We start from the raw sequence: 15,974 nt of genomic DNA on the forward strand, positions 1-15,974 counted from the left end.
GAGGTCAGCCGGTCCAGGGTCGCGGTGATCTGTGCAGTCGCCTCGGAATTCATGTCCTGATACGGGGGGAAGGCCGCCAGCATCACATCCGCCAGTTCCTGCCCGAAGTCCCGGCTGGGAGCAGGATCGGTGAGCAGACTCCGCCGGACAGCAAGATTCTCCATCATGCCGTCGAGCTGCCCCTCGTCGAGAGTTGTGCCGCGCAGCAAGCCGAGAGTGGACTCCTCTATGTTCATCGCGTTCAGCGCTGTGAGACGTGCAGTCTCGGGATCGCGGGCGAAGAGACCGAGCGCGTTCGCCTGGTCGAGCATCGTCCGCTGGGCGTTCCAAGCGGAGAGCAGGTTTGTGCCCGCGGTGAGCACGTCGCCGTTCTCGGTCAGGTCGAGCAGTGCGCGGAAGATCCCTTCGCACCGGATGAGGAAGTCGACCATGCGATTCGCGAGTTCGTCGGCCGACATGTCGCCTTGGGGGTCCGTACCGTAGAGAGTTCGACCGTCCACGAGGAGGCGCGCAAGACCGTCGGCCACTCTCGGCTCCAGAATGTCCGCGGTGGCGAGTCGGTCCACCTCGGCGGTGGCTTTCTCGAAGTGCTCCGGCGCGACCAGGACCGGCATGCCGAGACTCTTTGCGGTGGAGGCGCTGACGACGTCGTTGGAGAAGACGAAGAGAGCAGGGATCGCGGCCATCTGATCGGAGAGCGAACCGAAGCGGCGAGCCTCGTCGAGCTGGGTGGAGACCCGCAGGGCGCCGAGTGCGAGCGCGGCGAGAAACGGAACGGCGAGCACGACGGCGAGCTTGCGCGACAGCCGCCAGTGTGAGATCCCCAGTGCCCGGTTCACGAGCTGCGTCCTCGGTCGATTCGCCGCTCCGGGCCGCAAGCGCCGCGCGGAACGGGGCACCCGACAGCACTTCTCTCCGCCCGCAGGGGATACGCGCCACGGGCGCGGCCGAACACTCGGCCCGCAATCCGGGCTGCGAACCCGTCACCGTGTCCCGAGTTCGGAGGGCGGCGCCGAGGCGTTGATACGGCACACTCACGGGCTGTCCCCGACCCGCTGCCGGGGCTCAGCATCACGTCATGGGAAAACAACCGAGCCAGAGCGTGTTTCGTCGAGGCAGCGCAGTGCGGCCGAGCGAACTCGAAGTCCATCAGTCGATGGTCCGAGAGAGCGACATCGGCGGCAACGGTGTATCCCGTTCAGCAGACGAGTGGATTCGGGATGTGGATGCCGGTCAGCCGCCTTCACACCGACGGCGCCCGAAATCCGAATCCCCCGCCATCCCCGGATTCCGCTCTCACACGGTCGGCGAATTGCACGGACCGGCCCGTGTCACCTCCCGAATTCCCGGAAACGGCGCAGGTAGCGAACGATCCGACGAACCGGGACGGAGCGAGGCCAGTCGTCGGATCGGAAGTATGCGTCGGAGCCGCCATCGACGAAGACGATACTTCCGCAGAGGAAATCAGCAGCGTCGGACAACATGAACACGGCCCAGTCGCCGAGTTGACCGGCGTCACCGAATCCTCCGGCAGGCACCGGGAACGAATGAATGACCTTCGCTTCCGCCGGTGTCGCAAGCTGCTTCTCCAGCAACGGAGTCATGATCGCTCCAGGAGCGAGCGCATTCAGCCGGATTCCGGAACCCGCCCACTCGGGCCGAACCGCATTCCGTCGCACCCATCTGCTGACCGCGATCTTCGATCCTCCGTATGCGATTCCGGGTGCTCCTTTTCCGAACAGCCGGACCGAGCGCACCGCACGGTCAGCGTCCCCGTCGAGGAGCGCCTTGATCATTCGACCGGGCACAGCGGGTGTGGTCGTCGTCGAGTTGCTCGAGAACACGACGACCTTCGCTTTGCCCGCCGACGCGAGCGCACTTCTCCAGCCGTCGAGAAGGTCGACGACGCCGAAGTAGTTGACCTCGGCAATCAGCCTCGGCCGGCCCCGCCCCGGTGCCGGTCCGATCCCCGCCGCAAGCACGGCCCCGTCCAACCGACCCCCTGCGATCTTCAGCACCTCTCGTACCGCTTGCTGCCGACCACCGGGGGTCGAGAGGTCGGCAACGACGTCGGATTCCTTGATGTCGACCCCGACCACAGTGTGGCCGGCGGAGCGAAGTCGGTCCGTAACCGCGCGGCCCATACCCGACGCCGCACCGGTCACCGCATAGATACCCACAGCATCATCCTTGTGTTCTCGAATGCCACATCCCCAGTGGCCGATATTTGACACACTATGCCAATAATGGTGTCCTCGGAAGTGTGAGTTGCGAGAACTCTTCGAGCGCAAAGTTGTCCACCGAAGCCGGCGGGGGCCGGGGACGTGGCCGTCCCACGGTCCTCGAACCCGAATTCGTCGCGGAAACAGCGTTCCGGCTCTGGTCCCTCCGCGGCTACGACTCGACGAGCTGGAACGACATCGCCGACGCGACCGGAATCAGTACCCGGACCCTCATCCGGCACTTTTCGACCAAGTCGGCGATCGCCTGGGTCGGTGTCGCATCCGCGACCCAGCGGTTGCGCGAATCACTGTCTGCAGTGCCTGATTCGGTTCCGCTCGGTGAAGCGGTGCGAACGGCCGTCGCCGATTCCGTGTCACACCACCCCCGTGTCCAACGCGTCGGCCCGGATTGGTTGCGTCTGATCGCATCCACGCCCGAACTGGTCGCAACGGCCTCCCAGGCGTACCGGCCGTGGATCACCGAGTTGGCCCGCTACATCACTCGTCGGAACCCCGAGGTACCGCCGGCGGTCGGCCGAGCATTGGCGACCGCTTATCAAGCTGCCGCGTTCGCCGCGTTGACAGAGTGGGCCGAGGACGGCGCGCACGGAGACTCCGCCGATTCCGTCGAAGCAACATTGCGCTGGTTGGACATCACATCGCAACTCTCGTCCGCACCCGACCGACTCCCCTCACAGCCCGAGAAACACGGAGATCGACATGTCAGCACCCAACCTCACGACCGCAGTTCCTGAGTTTCCGGATCCGCTCGCGCCCGCCCGTCTCGGTCCGATCACGCTGCGCAATCGCGTCATCAAGTCCGCGACTTTCGAGGGAGTGACGCCCAACGCCCTCGTCAGCGACCGGCTCGTCGACTTCCACGTAGCGGTCGGAGCCGGCGGCGTCGGAATGACGACGGTGGCGTATCTCGCTGTCGCCCCGGAGGGTCGCACCGAGCGCGACCAGATCTACTGGCGGCCGGAGGCGCTCGACGGCTTGCGGCGACTCACGGACGCCGTCCACGAGACGGGCGCCAAAGTCTCTGCACAGATCGGCCATGCAGGTCCGGTCGCCAATTCCCGATCGAACGGTTTGCCTTCCCTCGCACCCTCCGCCAGGCCCAACCCGCTGTCGATGAGCTTCGACCGGAAAGCGAGCGACCACGACATCCGCCGGATCGTCGACGCCCACGGCCAGGCCACCCGCTACGCCCGCGAGGTCGGATTCGACGCCGTCGAGATCCACCTCGGACACAACTATCTCGCCAGCTCGTTCCTGAGCCCCAAAGTCAACCGCCGCAAAGATCGATGGGGCGGTTCCCTGGCCAACCGGGCCGAATTCGCCCGCCGCATCGTCGCCGCGGTCGCGGAGGCCGCCGACGGTGAAATCGCGGTGCTCGCCAAGATGAACATGGCCGACGGCGTACCGGGCGGACTCTGGCTCGATGAATCCCTGACGTTCGCGAAGATGCTCGAATCCGACGGCCATCTGGATGCACTCGAGCTGACGGGCGGATCGTCCCTCTCCAATCCGATGTATCTGTTCCGAGGCGACGTTCCGCTGAACGAGATGGCGGAAACGCAGATACCCATCCTGCAGATCGGGATGAAACTGTTCGGCAGAGCGGTGTTCAAGCACTACCCCTACGAACCTCTGTACTTCCTGGAGTACGCGCGGCAGTTCCGGGACGAGCTGTCCCTCCCGCTCGTGCTGCTCGGCGGCGTCACAGACCTCGACGCCATGGAAGTGGCCATGCGCGACGGGTTCGAGTTCGTAGCGATGGCACGGGCGTTGCTCCGCGAGCCGGACCTCGTCGCGCGAATTCAGCGCAACCGCGACACGCGATCCCTGTGCATCCACTGTAATCGTTGCGCAGCAAGCATTTTCACCGGCACGCGCTGCCCACTGGTCCCCGGCACTCCGGGCTGACCACCGGAAGAAGCGCGGGGCCGCTGCCCGTTCGGCAGCGGCCCCGCGCTTCGGATTGTCAGTGCAGCCGGGGTACGTCCGGCCCGTCCGGCAGGTCGATTCGCGATTCGGTCAGCTCGTTACGCGCCACCGCACGGTCGATGGTGCGATGCAGCGCACTGCAGCCGCGTCGGGTGTCCCCGAGGGATCGCGCGGTGTCCCTGATCATCGGGCATTCCGACGCTTCGGTCATCCACTGGACAGATGTGTGGGCAGCGCTGAACTTCTCGACGAGAACAGCACTCCCGCACGTCTCGCAATTCAGCGGTTGCATCGTCATGTCCGAACCGCCGCTGCGAGAGGTGTCTCGGCCGCCGCCTGCGCTGCGACGTAGCCGTACACGAGTCCCTGCCCGATGGTCGCGCCGGCGCCGGGATACGTTTCGCCGAAGACGTTGGCGGCGGTGTTGCCGATCGCGTAGAGACCGTCCAGGACAGTCCCGTCCTCGCGCAGCACTCGCCCCTTCTCGTCCGCACGCAGGCCACCGCAGGTTCCCAGGTCACTGAGCACGACCTCGACAGCGAACAGAGCTTTCTCGTCGAGAGCACGAAGATTCGGATTCGGTGTCACGGTGGGATCACCGTAGTAACGGTCGTATGCGCTTGCACCGCGGCCGAACTCGTGGTCCACGCCCTTGGCGGCCGAGTTGTTGAAATCGCGTAGGGTCTCCTCGAATGCTCTCGGAGGCACTCCGATCCGCTCGGCCAGCTGCTCCGGCCCCGTCGCACGGTGCGCGATCCCCTGCTCGTACCACGAGTCGGGCAGAGGCTGCCGCGGAAACAGCCCGCCTGCGAACAGGTAACTGTTGCGGTACCGCTGGTCGAAGACGATCCACATCTTCTCGACCGGTTCGCCCGCCTTCTCCCGGGCCAGCATGCGCTGACCGAACGACATGTAGTCGACCGCCTCGTTGACGAAGCGCCTGCCGTTCTGGTCGACGATGAACGAACCGGGCAGTGACCGATCGGCGAGCAGTACCGACGGCTGTCCACCGCGAACCGGCGCCACCGCCGGAAACCACCATGCCTGGTCCATCAGCCCGACGGCCGCGCCGTGAGCCTGCGCCAGTTTGACGGCATCACCGGTGTTCGCCGAGCAGCCCAGACTGACGTGATCTGCCAGGCGCTCCGACTGGAAGGCGTGCCGCATCTCCATGTCGTGGTCGAAACCACCGGCCGCCAGAACGACACCGCGTCGGGCGACAACGGAGATCGGCCGTCCGTCCCGCTCGACGACCGCACCGGTGATCCGTCCGTCGATCCCCACCAGGTCGACCAGAGGAGAGTTCGTCCACACCGGTATTCCGGCGCGCACGACACCGGCGAACAACCCCGCGGCCAGCGCCTGCCCTCCTGCGACGTACCGTCTGCGTAGCGCCACACCGCCGAGTCCGATACCGAGCGCCTTCAGCGCTCTCCCCAGGGATTTCCTCGGCATCCTGGTGAGCAGATTGAGCCACTTGTAGTCCGCGCCGGTCACCGGCATCGGCAGAGGAGCGTCGAGAAGGCCTGGTCGCAGCCGCGAGAGTTCCGACCCGAGAACGGATGCGTCGAACGGCTTGCACTCGCAGGTGCGGCCGAGCGCCGAGCCGCCCGGCTTTTCGGGATGGTAGTCGGAATAGCCTTCCGCCCACATGAACTTCATCGGCGTCGTGCGTTCGAGCATTGCGATCGCGGCGCTGCCGTGATCGAGGAAGGACTCGCCGCGCGCGTCCGGGCCGGTACCGTTCACCACTGCGTGCACATAGGTGCGGGCGTCGGCAAGCGTGTCGGACGGTGCCAGTGCGGACAGCACCGGGTTTCCCGGCACCCAGAAGGCACCGCCCGACCGTGCCGTCGAACCACCCACGTACTCCGACTTCTCCACGACCAGCGTCGAGAGTCCGGCCTCCGACGCGGCCAGTGCCGCGGCCAGGCCGGTACCCGACCCCACCACGAGCAGGTCGACCTCCACCCGCCCGTCCGAAACGATGGGGTCCGAGTTCATCCCTCGATCCTCTCGACCGTGGGATCGATGAAGTCGAAGGCATCCGGGTTCGGTTCCCGCAACAGGGTCCAGTAGTCGACCAGACGCCACGGGCACGGCACCACTGCCCGCCCCTGACTGTTCCGGTAGTAACCGTTGACGTTCGTGCCGGGGTGCACCCACACGGTCTTGTCGAGCGCCTCGTCGACCTTACGGTTGTATTCGTCGAGTACGTCCTGCCTGACGTCCATCGCGTCGTGCCCGTTTTCGAGCAGGTACTGGAGGCACTCGATGATGTAGTGGACGTGTTCCTCGCTGAGAATATTATGGCCGGCACCGTGATTCGGGGCCGAGTTGGGTCCTGCGGTCACGAACAGGTTGGGAAATCCGGACACCTGGATCCCGAGGTACGCACGCGGATCGTCACCGTTCTTCCACAGGTCGGCAAGTGTGCGCCCGTCCCGCCCACTGATGTCGATCGACGTGGTGAACTCCAACTCGAATCCTGTCGCCAGGATGATGACGTCCGCAGGGACGAATCTGCCTTCGGTGGTGATCACACCGTCCGTGGTCACTCGCTCGAACGATGCCCGATGGAGGGTCACGTGTTCACGCGTGAGCGCCTTGAAGAAGCCGGGATCCTTGACGATCCGCTTACCGTACGGACGGAAGTCCGGAGTCAGCTTCTCGATCAGATCCGGGCGGTCCGCGAAGCTGGCCTGCAGGTAGTTCCGTGCCGTCTCGAGCACCATCTCGTTGGCCGGAGAGGCGGAGAAATGCGTCTTCGCCCATTCCGGGTCGATCCGCGGCAGCGTGTACAGGTTGTCGGACGCGAACCAGTAGGAGCGAAGCCGGAACCACTCGTGGTAGCGCGGAATATGAGCGAGCGCCCACTTCTCTCCGTCCGGAACGTCGTTCACGACGGATTTCTCCGGCACGATCCAGTGCGGTGACCGGACCACGACGTCGAGCGCCTTCACCTTGTCGACGATGCTCGCGACCACCTGCACGGACGTGCAGCCGGTACCGAGAACGATCACCCGCTTGCCGGTCAGGTCGAGGTCCTCGTCCCAATCGGCGGTGTGCACGACCGTGCCGCCGAAGGAATCCAGGCCCTCCACGTCGGGGATGTTCGGCGAATTGAGCATGCCGAGCGCGGTCACCACCGCCTTCGCACGGTGCACCTCACGGGAACCGTCGGCGGATTCGGTGGTCACCTCCCACACATGCTGATCGTCCAGCCAGCACGCGGACAGTACCCGCGTGCGGAACGAGATGTTCTCGGCGATCCCGTAGGTGTCGACGACACCCTTCAGGTATCGCTGGTACTCGGTACCCGACGGATAGTACTTCGACCAGTCGGGGTTCAACTCGAAGGAGTACGAGTAGTAGTGGCTGGGCGTGTCGACCGCGGCACCCGGATAGGTGTTGCGTGACCAGGTTCCGCCGATCTCGTCGCGGGACTCGAAGACCCGGTAGGTGAAGCCTGCGTCCCCGAGCTTGATTGCGGCGTTGACACCGACGATCCCGGCACCGATGACGATGACGGAGAAGTCCGTGGGCGGCGTGACCGTCACCGGAACACAGCGCTCCCCGAGGACGAAACCGGCCTGTTCGAGCAGAATCGGGACGAACTCCTCGTCGACGCGCTCCGACGTCGCCACCTTCGCCATATGGAGGAACGTTTCGCGGTCGGGAACTCCGAGACGATCGACCATATCGGGAGTGAGCAGCTCGTGCGCACGGGCGCGGATGTCGGCGACGACGTCTGCCGGATACTGCCCCGGTGGAACAGCCGGGCGCGTTCCGGTCCGATAGTGGTTGCCCGGTTCGCCGATGGTCAGCCGCGCTCCGAACTCGTCGAGAAGACCGAGGTCTCCGGTCACGTGCACGAGGGACATGAGCAACGGAGCCGGATCGCACACATCGATCGCGGCAGCCAAGCTCGAGTCACGGCTCTCGGCACCGGCATCGGAGTCCACGGACATGGTTTCGGTCATGATCGACCTCTCGTCGATGAATGTGTCGTCGTCATCTCAGGCACCTTCGACTCCGACGATGTCGAAGCCCTTGTAGCCGGCCGCGGCGACCTCGGCGCAGATGTTGCAGTAGTTGGCGAAGCCACCGATGTAGGGCATGAACACTCGCGGCTTACCGGGAATGTTGGCGCCCATGTACCACGAGTTCGCAGACGGGAACAGAGTGCCCGCGGCCTTTTCGTTGCATTCGGCGACCCACTCGTCGACCGCCTGTTCGCCGGCCTCGATCGACCTGGCGTTGTGCTCGTCGAGATGATCGAGGCAGGCGGCGATCCAGTCCACCTGCTGCTCCGCCATCAGCACCATGTTTGCCAGCACACTCGGGCTGCCCGCGCCCACCATGAAGAACATGTTGGGGAAGCCGTTGGACGACAGGCCCAGATAGGTACGCGGTCCCGCAGCCCACTCGTCACGCAGAGTGCGGCCGTCCCGTCCCCGGATATCGATCCGCGACAATGCACCGGTCATCGCGTCGAAGCCGGTGGCGTACACGAGAACGTCCAGCTCCTGGTATTCCTCGCTCGTCCGGATCCCGGTCTCGGTGATCTCGACGAGCGGAGTGCGCCGCAGGTTGATCAAGGTCACGTTGTCACGGTTGTAGGTCTCGAAATACCCACTGTCGGTGACGATCCTCTTGGTTCCGATCGGATGGTCGGTCGGGATGAGCTGGTCGGCGATCTCGGGGTCGTTCACCATCTCGCGGATCTTCGACTCGACATACTCTCGGGCGGTGTCGTTCGATTCCAGGTTCACCGTCTGGTCCGGGAATGCCTTCGCGAACAGGTAACCGCCGCGCTGCCACCACTCGTCGTACACACGCCGGCGCTCGGCCTCGTCGACCTCCATCGCGCCCTTCGGGTAGGGCGTGAACGGGGTTCCGCCACCGCTCAGACGCGCAAGTCGGCGGCGCTCCGGATACGAGGCCTTCACCTCCGCAATCTGCTCGGGAGTAAGCGGTCGGTTTCCGGCCGGGATCGAGTAGTTCGGACTGCGCTGGTACACGAACACATGCTCGGCGTCCTGCGCGATCAGCGGGATGGACTGCATTCCCGAAGAACCCGTCCCGATCACGCCGACGCGCTTTCCGGTGAAATCGACCGGGCTGTGGGGCCATTCACCGGTGTGGTAGGACTCCCCGGCGAACGAGTCCCGGCCCGGAATGTCGGGCCGGTTGGTCGCCGACAGGACACCGGTGGCCATGATGCAGAACCGCGCGATCACCGTACGTCCCGTATCCGTGGTGACGGACCATCGCGCCGACTCCTCGTCGTACACGGCCGAGGTGACCCGCGTGAGGAATTCGTAGGCGGGACGAAGGTCGTGACGGTCGGCGACGTGCTCGAGATACGACAGAATCTCCTCTTGGGTGGCGAATCGCTCCGACCACGTCCATTCCTGCTGGAGTTCCTCGTCGAAGGAGTACGAGTAGTCGATGCTTTCGACGTCGCACCGCGCTCCCGGATAACGGTTGTGGAACCAGGTACCCCCCACTCCCGCCGCGGATTCGAAGCCCCGCACGGTCATTCCGCGCTGCCGGAGCTTGTACACCGCGTAGAGCCCGGATATGCCCGCACCGATCACAACCGCATCGAAGTCGTGTGCGTACGTGTCCACTGTGTTCACTTCCTCGGTCATGCGCTCTCGGCCTTCGCCTGTCGGGCCCACATCCACTCGTGGCCCCAGTAGCTGTCCGCGGTGATCTCCTCCGCGGTGTAGTACGTCTCGTCGACGACCTTGCCCTCGGTGCCGTACTCGATGTCCCATCCGCCCGGTACCTGGACGTAGAAGGAGATCATCTTGTCGTTCGTGTGCCTGCCGAGCGTCGACGAGACCGGGAAGTTCCGTGCCTCCACCTGGTCCAGGGCACGGCCGACAGCGTCGAGCGAGTCGACTTCGACCATCACGTGGATCAGTCCCGGGTCACGCCCCTCGAGGGTCGGCATGATCGCGAGGCTGTGATGTCTCTGGTTGACACCGAGGAAGCGGATCCGCTGCGGCGGTGTCCCCGGAGGCGTCGGCATCCGGAACGCGCCGCGAGGCAGGAATTCGAGTACCTCGGTGTAGAAGCGGTACGACTCGTCGAATCGCGCCGTCGGCATGACCACGTGTCCCATGCCTTGCGCTCCTGTGACGAACTTCTGTCCGTACCGGGTGATCACCGGACTGTGGTCGAGCGCCGGACCGAAGAAGAACTCCAGAGGCGTGCCGCCGGGGTCTTTCATGACCAGCCCGCCCTCGACGCTGCGATGCTCGCAGATCTCGACGGGCATGGCCGCGTACTCACAACCGTTCTCGTCGAGTCGGTGCGCGAGCCTCCGGAGCGCCGCCTCGTCGCGAACCTCCCACCCGACGGCTGTCACACGGTCGGCGTCACCGTGCTCGACGGTGATCCGCGCCCGGCGCTCGTCCATCCGGAAGTGCAGCGCGTTCACCTCGGGTCCCGACCCGGGCGCGAAGCCGAGCACGTCGAACCCGAGCTCGCGCCATCGCGCTGTGTCCGTGGCTTGCACACGGACGTATCCGAGTCCCCTGATCTCAGTCACTATGTTCCTTTCCAGTCCGTCCGGATACTCAGATCATCACGCGCAGAGGACCGTTCGGTACCTCGATTCCGAGCGAAGCCATGGCGGCCGCATGATAGGTCGTGCTGCTGACGTGGATAGCATGATGCAGGCCGGCATGCGCGTCCCGCCAGAATCGCTGCAACGGGTTATCCACGCGCAGAGCGTTTCCGCCGGTGCGGTCGAAAACCTCGTCGGCGGCACGGACTGCCCGCCACGCCGATCGGACCTGGTTCCGGCGCGAAGCCGCCCGGGTCTCGAAGTCAACTTCCTTGCCCGCCTCGACGAGATCCCAGATGCGGTCCACGTTCGCGAGCAGCTGCTGGCGGGCCGCGTCGATTTCGGCGGCGGCTTCACCCAGCGCGTGCAGGACGTACGGATCGTCCTTGATGGCGGTACCGCTCGCGCCGACGCGGGCGCGCTGGTAATCGACGCCGGCGGCGAGGACGCCCTCACAGATGCCGATGGTGGCGGAAGTGATACCGAGTGGGAACATCGTCGACCACGGCATCCGGTACAGGGTCTCGGTGACTCCGTACTCTTTCGCCGCGGTCCCGTCCATCACGTCCTGGGCCTTCATCACCCGGTAGTCGGGAATGAACGCATCCTTGACGATGATGTCCTTGCTGCCCGTGCCGCGCAGGCCCACGACGTCCCACGAGTCCTCGACGATCGTGTAATCGGACCGGGGCAGAATCACGTGCAGCCCGACCGGCGGCATGATCGGCTTGCCGTCGTTGTCACCGATCATCGCGCCGAGGAAGATCCAGTCGCAGTGGTCGGTGCCGGACGAGAACTGCCAGCGACCGGTCATCCGGTAGCCGCCGTCGACCGGGACGGCTACGCCACCCGGCATGTACGGTGACGCCTGCCAGGTGTCGGAGTCCGAGCCGAGCACCTCGTCCTGCACCTTCGGATCCGCGAACGCGAGTTGCCACGGATGGACACCGACAATCCCACCGACCCAGCCCGCGGAACCGTAGAGGCTCGCCGTCTTCATCACGGTTTCGGCGAACTCACGCGGGTGCGCCTCGTAGCCGTTGTACTTCGTGCGCTGCAGCAGTCGGATGATCCCGGCGTCCTTGAGACCCTTCGCCATCTCGTCGGTCAAACGACCGAGCGATTCGGATTCCTCGCCTCCGGCACGGATCTGGTCAGCGATCGCGACGATGTTGTCGAGCGCTTCGTAACTCATATCGATCTCCTGAAAGTTATGGGGTGATATTTCGGTCTAGGAATCCGTGTCTGCCGTCACTGCGTCACGGGTCCGGGCGAGATTCGGGGCGAAGGCACTGCGGCCGGCCGCCAGATTCTCGTCCACCTCCGCTTGCCAGCTCGTCAGCGCTCGCTCGGTATCGATCTCGTACTCGAAACGGCCGACCATCTCCGGGCGGATGTCGTCGACATCGACGTAGAACTGCTCGTACCAACGGCGGAGCTGGTAGACGGGTCCGTCCTCTTCGCAGAGCAACGGGTTGTCGATCCGGGATTTGTTCTTCCAGATGTGGACGTCCTGTTCGAATCCGATCGCGACGCCCTGGGCGACGGCCTGGGCGATCTGGTCGGCCTGGTCGTCGGGCACCCCCACCGGCTTCTCGACGATGACGCCGTACTGCAATCGGAAGGACGTCGGTGTGATCGGGTAGTGGCAGTTGATCAGGTAGATGTTCGGGGCGGATTCGGGATCCCTGCCACCGCTCCACAGCTTGTCGATCATGTAGGACGGTCCGTAATATGTTGCGTCCGATTGGCTCTCGACACTGTAGTTGGTGGACTGACTGACACCGACCGCGTCGGCTCGTGGCCGGGACCGCATCACCTGCGTCGCAGTGTGTCCCTCGAAGACGTTACGGAAGAAGGTCGGCATTCCGTAGTGCACGTAGAAGAAGTGCGCCATGTCGACGATGTTGTCCACGATCTCACGGCAGTGCGAGCCGGTGACCTCGATCGAGTTCCACACCCAGTCGGTCCATCCGGAATCTCCGTACGTGGGGACCTCGGGAATCGCCAGTTCCACCGGGGGCTTGCCGCCCCGAGGGTCGTGCCACACGAAGAGCTGGCCGCTGACTTCGGCGACCGGCCACGTCCGCGTGCGGGCGAGCGGAGGCACACGACGCGCGTAGGGAATCTCGGCGCACTTTCCATCGCCGCGCCAACGCCAGTCGTGGAACGGGCAAGCGATGGCATTCCCCTTCACCGTTCCCTGCGCGAGATTTCCGCCCATGTGCCTGCAATACGCGTCGAGGACGTTCAGCTTCCCGTCTTCTCCGGCGAACACGACGAGTGCGGTTCCGAATGCGTTGACCTGATGTGGCTTTCCGTCGGCAAAGTCGCGCACCAACCCGAGGCAGTGCCATCCGCGAGCGTAGCGTTCCGGTGGTGCACCCGTGTCGATGACGCGAATCTGGTCCTCGGTGTCAGTGGGATTCACTGTGCCTCCTGATCGACTGACCGCGACAACTCACCGTCGCGTTGAGGTCAGCCTGTCAAGCGGGCTTTGCCCTGTGACGCGTGTCTCCCGCACAACGGGAGGGTAGTTCGGGCCGCGTCTCCACCGTTCGAGAGAATGAGTGTTCGCGCACTCGGTCACCTGGCCGTTCGACGACGATGCGTCGCGCATACGACGGACAGTCGTAGAGCGGATTGATGCGCACCGCACATCGCAGGTATCGTGATTCACATCACACCTATAGTGGGTGTCAGGAGGATGGGTTGAACACGTCGAACATCGAGGGAATTCCGGTCTCCGTCGTAGAGCGGGTCTCGCTGGTCCTGGAGGCCCTCAGTGCGGGCCCCATGACGCTGGCCAAGGTGACGACACGGACCGGACTGCCCAGGTCGTCAGCGCACCGGTTGCTCGAACAGCTCGCCAACGCGGGGTGGCTGGCCCGGTCGCCCGATCAGACATACGAGCTCGGGGTCAAGGCCTACGAGATGGGACAGGCCGCACTCAATCAGAATCGCCTCCTGCACCATGCGCGTCCCGTGATGCACGCCTTCGCGCAGCGCACCGGTCTGACCATCCAACTGGGCGTCGTCGACCGGGGAGATACCGTGTATCTCGCGAAGGTGAACGGTCGTATCTCCGGCCCGACGCCGACTGCGGTGGGTCAGCGGGTGCCGGCCCACCTGACGGCGTTGGGCAAAGTGGTCATGGCGTACGCATCGTTGTCCGGACCGTTGTCGCGGCGAGGACCGCAGGGTTCCCCTGCGGAGAAGTCGTTCACGCCCTCTGCATCAACACGTTTCGAAGAGGAGCTGGCCCAGGTCCGCGACCGGGGCGCCGCATTCGACCGTGGTGAGGCGTTCCCCGGCATCGCCTGTGTGGGCGTGTCGATCGGTCCGCCCGAGCACATGTACGGCAACCTGGCCGCGCTCTCCGTCTGCGCGCGCGTCGGAGCGTTCGATCATCAGAAGATGGTCTCCCCCCTGCGTCTGGTTGCAGGCGAGATCTGGCAGCGTTGTGTGACCGCGGACCTGGCGAACCACTGAGCAGAATCTTCGAGACCCGCCCGGCATGCGTCGGCCGCGGCGCCCCCCTGCGGACGCCGCGGCCGATCGTGCTGCCGCCCCCTCTCTTACCGTCCCCCGGCGGCGCCTGGGTTCAGGCCGGTGTGAGGTGCCGCACCATGTCGCCGACCGCTCGGTACGCCGACACCATCCCCGACCCGAGCGGTACCCCCGGGCCCGGGTACACGGCACCGGCCACCGAGGCCGCCGAGTTTCCGGCCGCGTAGAGCCCGGACACCGTCGAGCCGTCGGCGCGCTTCACCGCACCGTCGGGTGTGACGACGGCGCCTCCCTTCGTACCGAGGTCTCCGAGCACGAGACGCACTGCGTGGAAGCGCGTCCCCTCGATCGGCTGCAGACACTGGGCGGCCGACGTGGCGCCGACGAAGAACCGCCCGAAGGGATCCTCACCGCGACGGAAGTCCTGGTCATGGCCCGCTTCCGCGAACGCATTGAACCGTGCGACGGTGTTCGTCAGCGCTTCGGCGTCGACGTCGATTGCGGCAGCGAGTTCCGCGATCGTGGGGGCGGTGTGCCACAGCCCCGCTTCCCTCATCTCGCCTGCGTCCGGCGCCGGAACGCAGATCGCAGGCAACTGGTCTCCCGCGCGGTCGTCGAAGACGAACCAGAACTGCGGACTGTGACCGGCCGCCATCCGGGCGCGCATCGCGTGCCCCATCCGGTCGTACGGCAGCATCTCGTTCGCGAACCGTCGTCCGGAGTCGTCGACCACGACCCCGGCGCGAAGACCGAGGGTGAACGCGGCGTGCCCGTTGGGGAACAGCGTTGCCGGACACCACCACGACTGATCGAGAAGATCGAGTTCGGCGCCCACGGAGTCGAGCATCCGAAGCGCATCCCCGGAACCGGTGTCGGGGTGCGAGGACGACCAGTCGGCTGTCGGCATCTGCTGCCAGACCTGCCGCAAGCCGGCTGCTCGTTCGAATCCGCCCGCCGCGACGAGAACCCCGAGCCGGGCGTGAACGACTCGGCGGGTCCCTGTCTCGTCGTCCGTCGCCCGAACCCCGACACCGACGACGCGACCTGCCTCGTCCTGGACGAGTTCCTCGACCGTGGTGTTCAGTGCCAGCTCCGCGTTTCCGGAGCGATCGAGCGCCATGACCAGACGGGCGACCCATGCCTGACCGCCGTCGAGGACCGACCGGTCCACGTCGATTCCGAACTGGTCGGCAGGAACCATCGGCCGGATCTCGTTCAATCGCGGCCCCACCTCCTCCGCTGTGATCGCCCGCGCGAAAACGGTTCGACCGTTCGCGCTCCGTCCCGGCGCATCGAAGTAATCCGGGAAGGGGCGATGTTCGAGGGGAATCCCTGCGGTGTTCTCGAGGAAGTCGACCAGGGCGGGGCCGGTTTCCAGGTAGGCACGCTGTCGTTCCTCCGAGGTTCGGGATCCCACCAGCGAATGGAAGTAGGTGTATCCCTTCGCCACCGAGTCGTCGACGCCGTCCCGTTCGAGCACGTGATTCCCGGGAAGCCACACACTGCCTCCCGAATACGCCGATGTGCCACCGAAATAGGCGGTCTTCTCGATGACGCATACCGATCGTCCCCGTGAGGCGGCAGCGACGGCGCCGCACAGAGCAGCCACCCCGGAACCGACGACCACAATGTCGAACTCGTTGTCTCGCAGCATGTGCGGACCATATATGCGCCGACGGCCCGCGACCGGGGGGCCTCCCGCTGAACGG

General features: G+C 65.4%; 12 protein-coding genes and 1 pseudogene. 3 read left to right on the forward strand and 10 right to left on the reverse strand.

What is annotated here, in order from left to right; all coding sequences use genetic code 11:
- Both A8G15_RS26325 and A8G15_RS26330 read right to left on the reverse strand, forming a co-directional pair.
- Window positions 1-839, reverse strand: a pseudogene (locus A8G15_RS26325) (ATP-binding protein); the annotation flags it as partial.
- A 492-nt stretch (window positions 840-1,331) separates the two neighbouring features.
- Window positions 1,332-2,180 (reverse strand): SDR family oxidoreductase, encoded by an 849-nt coding sequence (locus A8G15_RS26330; protein ID WP_068165990.1) that lies wholly within the window; start codon window positions 2,178-2,180, stop codon window positions 1,332-1,334.
- Window positions 2,181-2,293: 113 nt separating this feature from the next.
- On the opposite strand from A8G15_RS26330, the gene A8G15_RS26335 reads away from it, so the two are divergent.
- Entirely contained in the window at window positions 2,294-2,977 is a 684-nt protein-coding gene (locus tag A8G15_RS26335; protein WP_068165992.1) for a TetR/AcrR family transcriptional regulator, read from the forward strand.
- Complete coding sequence (locus tag A8G15_RS26340; RefSeq protein WP_068165993.1) at window positions 2,943-4,151, forward strand: NADH:flavin oxidoreductase; 1,209 nt, start codon at window positions 2,943-2,945, stop codon at window positions 4,149-4,151. Before A8G15_RS26335 ends, A8G15_RS26340 begins: the two co-directional genes overlap by 35 nt.
- A gap of 58 nt (window positions 4,152-4,209) precedes the next feature.
- On the opposite strand, the gene A8G15_RS26345 is transcribed toward A8G15_RS26340, so the two are convergent.
- From A8G15_RS26345 to A8G15_RS26375, 7 genes are read right to left on the reverse strand one after another with little or no spacing between them, the layout of a single operon-like run.
- Window positions 4,210-4,470 (reverse strand): hypothetical protein, encoded by a 261-nt coding sequence (locus A8G15_RS26345; RefSeq protein WP_082900177.1) that lies wholly within the window; start codon window positions 4,468-4,470, stop codon window positions 4,210-4,212.
- Window positions 4,467-6,176 (reverse strand): 3-ketosteroid-delta-1-dehydrogenase, encoded by a 1,710-nt coding sequence (locus A8G15_RS26350; protein WP_068165995.1) that lies wholly within the window; start codon window positions 6,174-6,176, stop codon window positions 4,467-4,469. Before A8G15_RS26350 ends, A8G15_RS26345 begins: the two co-directional genes overlap by 4 nt.
- Complete coding sequence (locus A8G15_RS26355) at window positions 6,173-8,155, reverse strand: flavin-containing monooxygenase (RefSeq protein WP_068165996.1); 1,983 nt, start codon at window positions 8,153-8,155, stop codon at window positions 6,173-6,175. The genes A8G15_RS26350 and A8G15_RS26355 overlap by 4 nt, the downstream gene beginning before the upstream one ends.
- Before the next feature lie 36 nt (window positions 8,156-8,191).
- On the reverse strand, window positions 8,192-9,829 hold the full coding sequence (locus tag A8G15_RS26360) for a flavin-containing monooxygenase (protein WP_068165997.1): 1,638 nt from the start codon (window positions 9,827-9,829) through the stop codon (window positions 8,192-8,194).
- On the reverse strand, window positions 9,826-10,737 hold the full coding sequence (locus A8G15_RS26365; RefSeq protein WP_068165999.1) for a VOC family protein: 912 nt from the start codon (window positions 10,735-10,737) through the stop codon (window positions 9,826-9,828). The genes A8G15_RS26360 and A8G15_RS26365 overlap by 4 nt, the downstream gene beginning before the upstream one ends.
- A 28-nt stretch (window positions 10,738-10,765) precedes the next feature.
- The gene (locus A8G15_RS26370) at window positions 10,766-11,950 is read right to left on the reverse strand and encodes an acyl-CoA dehydrogenase family protein (RefSeq protein ID WP_068166001.1); all 1,185 of its coding nucleotides are present in this window, start codon (window positions 11,948-11,950) and stop codon (window positions 10,766-10,768) included.
- A gap of 36 nt (window positions 11,951-11,986) precedes the next feature.
- Window positions 11,987-13,186 (reverse strand): 3-ketosteroid-9-alpha-monooxygenase, oxygenase component, encoded by a 1,200-nt coding sequence (locus A8G15_RS26375; RefSeq protein WP_068166002.1) that lies wholly within the window; start codon window positions 13,184-13,186, stop codon window positions 11,987-11,989.
- Between the two features lie 281 nt (window positions 13,187-13,467).
- Here A8G15_RS26375 and A8G15_RS26380 point away from each other — a divergent pair, with 281 nt between their 5' ends.
- Window positions 13,468-14,247: an IclR family transcriptional regulator gene (locus A8G15_RS26380; RefSeq protein WP_068166003.1), complete on the forward strand. Its 780-nt coding sequence runs from the start codon at window positions 13,468-13,470 to the stop codon at window positions 14,245-14,247.
- 112 nt (window positions 14,248-14,359) lie between these two features.
- On the opposite strand, the gene A8G15_RS26385 is transcribed toward A8G15_RS26380, so the two are convergent.
- Complete coding sequence (locus A8G15_RS26385; RefSeq protein WP_068166004.1) at window positions 14,360-15,919, reverse strand: FAD-dependent oxidoreductase; 1,560 nt, start codon at window positions 15,917-15,919, stop codon at window positions 14,360-14,362.
- Window positions 15,920-15,974: the final 55 nt, after the last annotated feature.

Source organism: Rhodococcus phenolicus, from assembly GCF_001646785.1.
GTDB lineage: Bacteria > Actinomycetota > Actinomycetes > Mycobacteriales > Mycobacteriaceae > Rhodococcus > Rhodococcus phenolicus.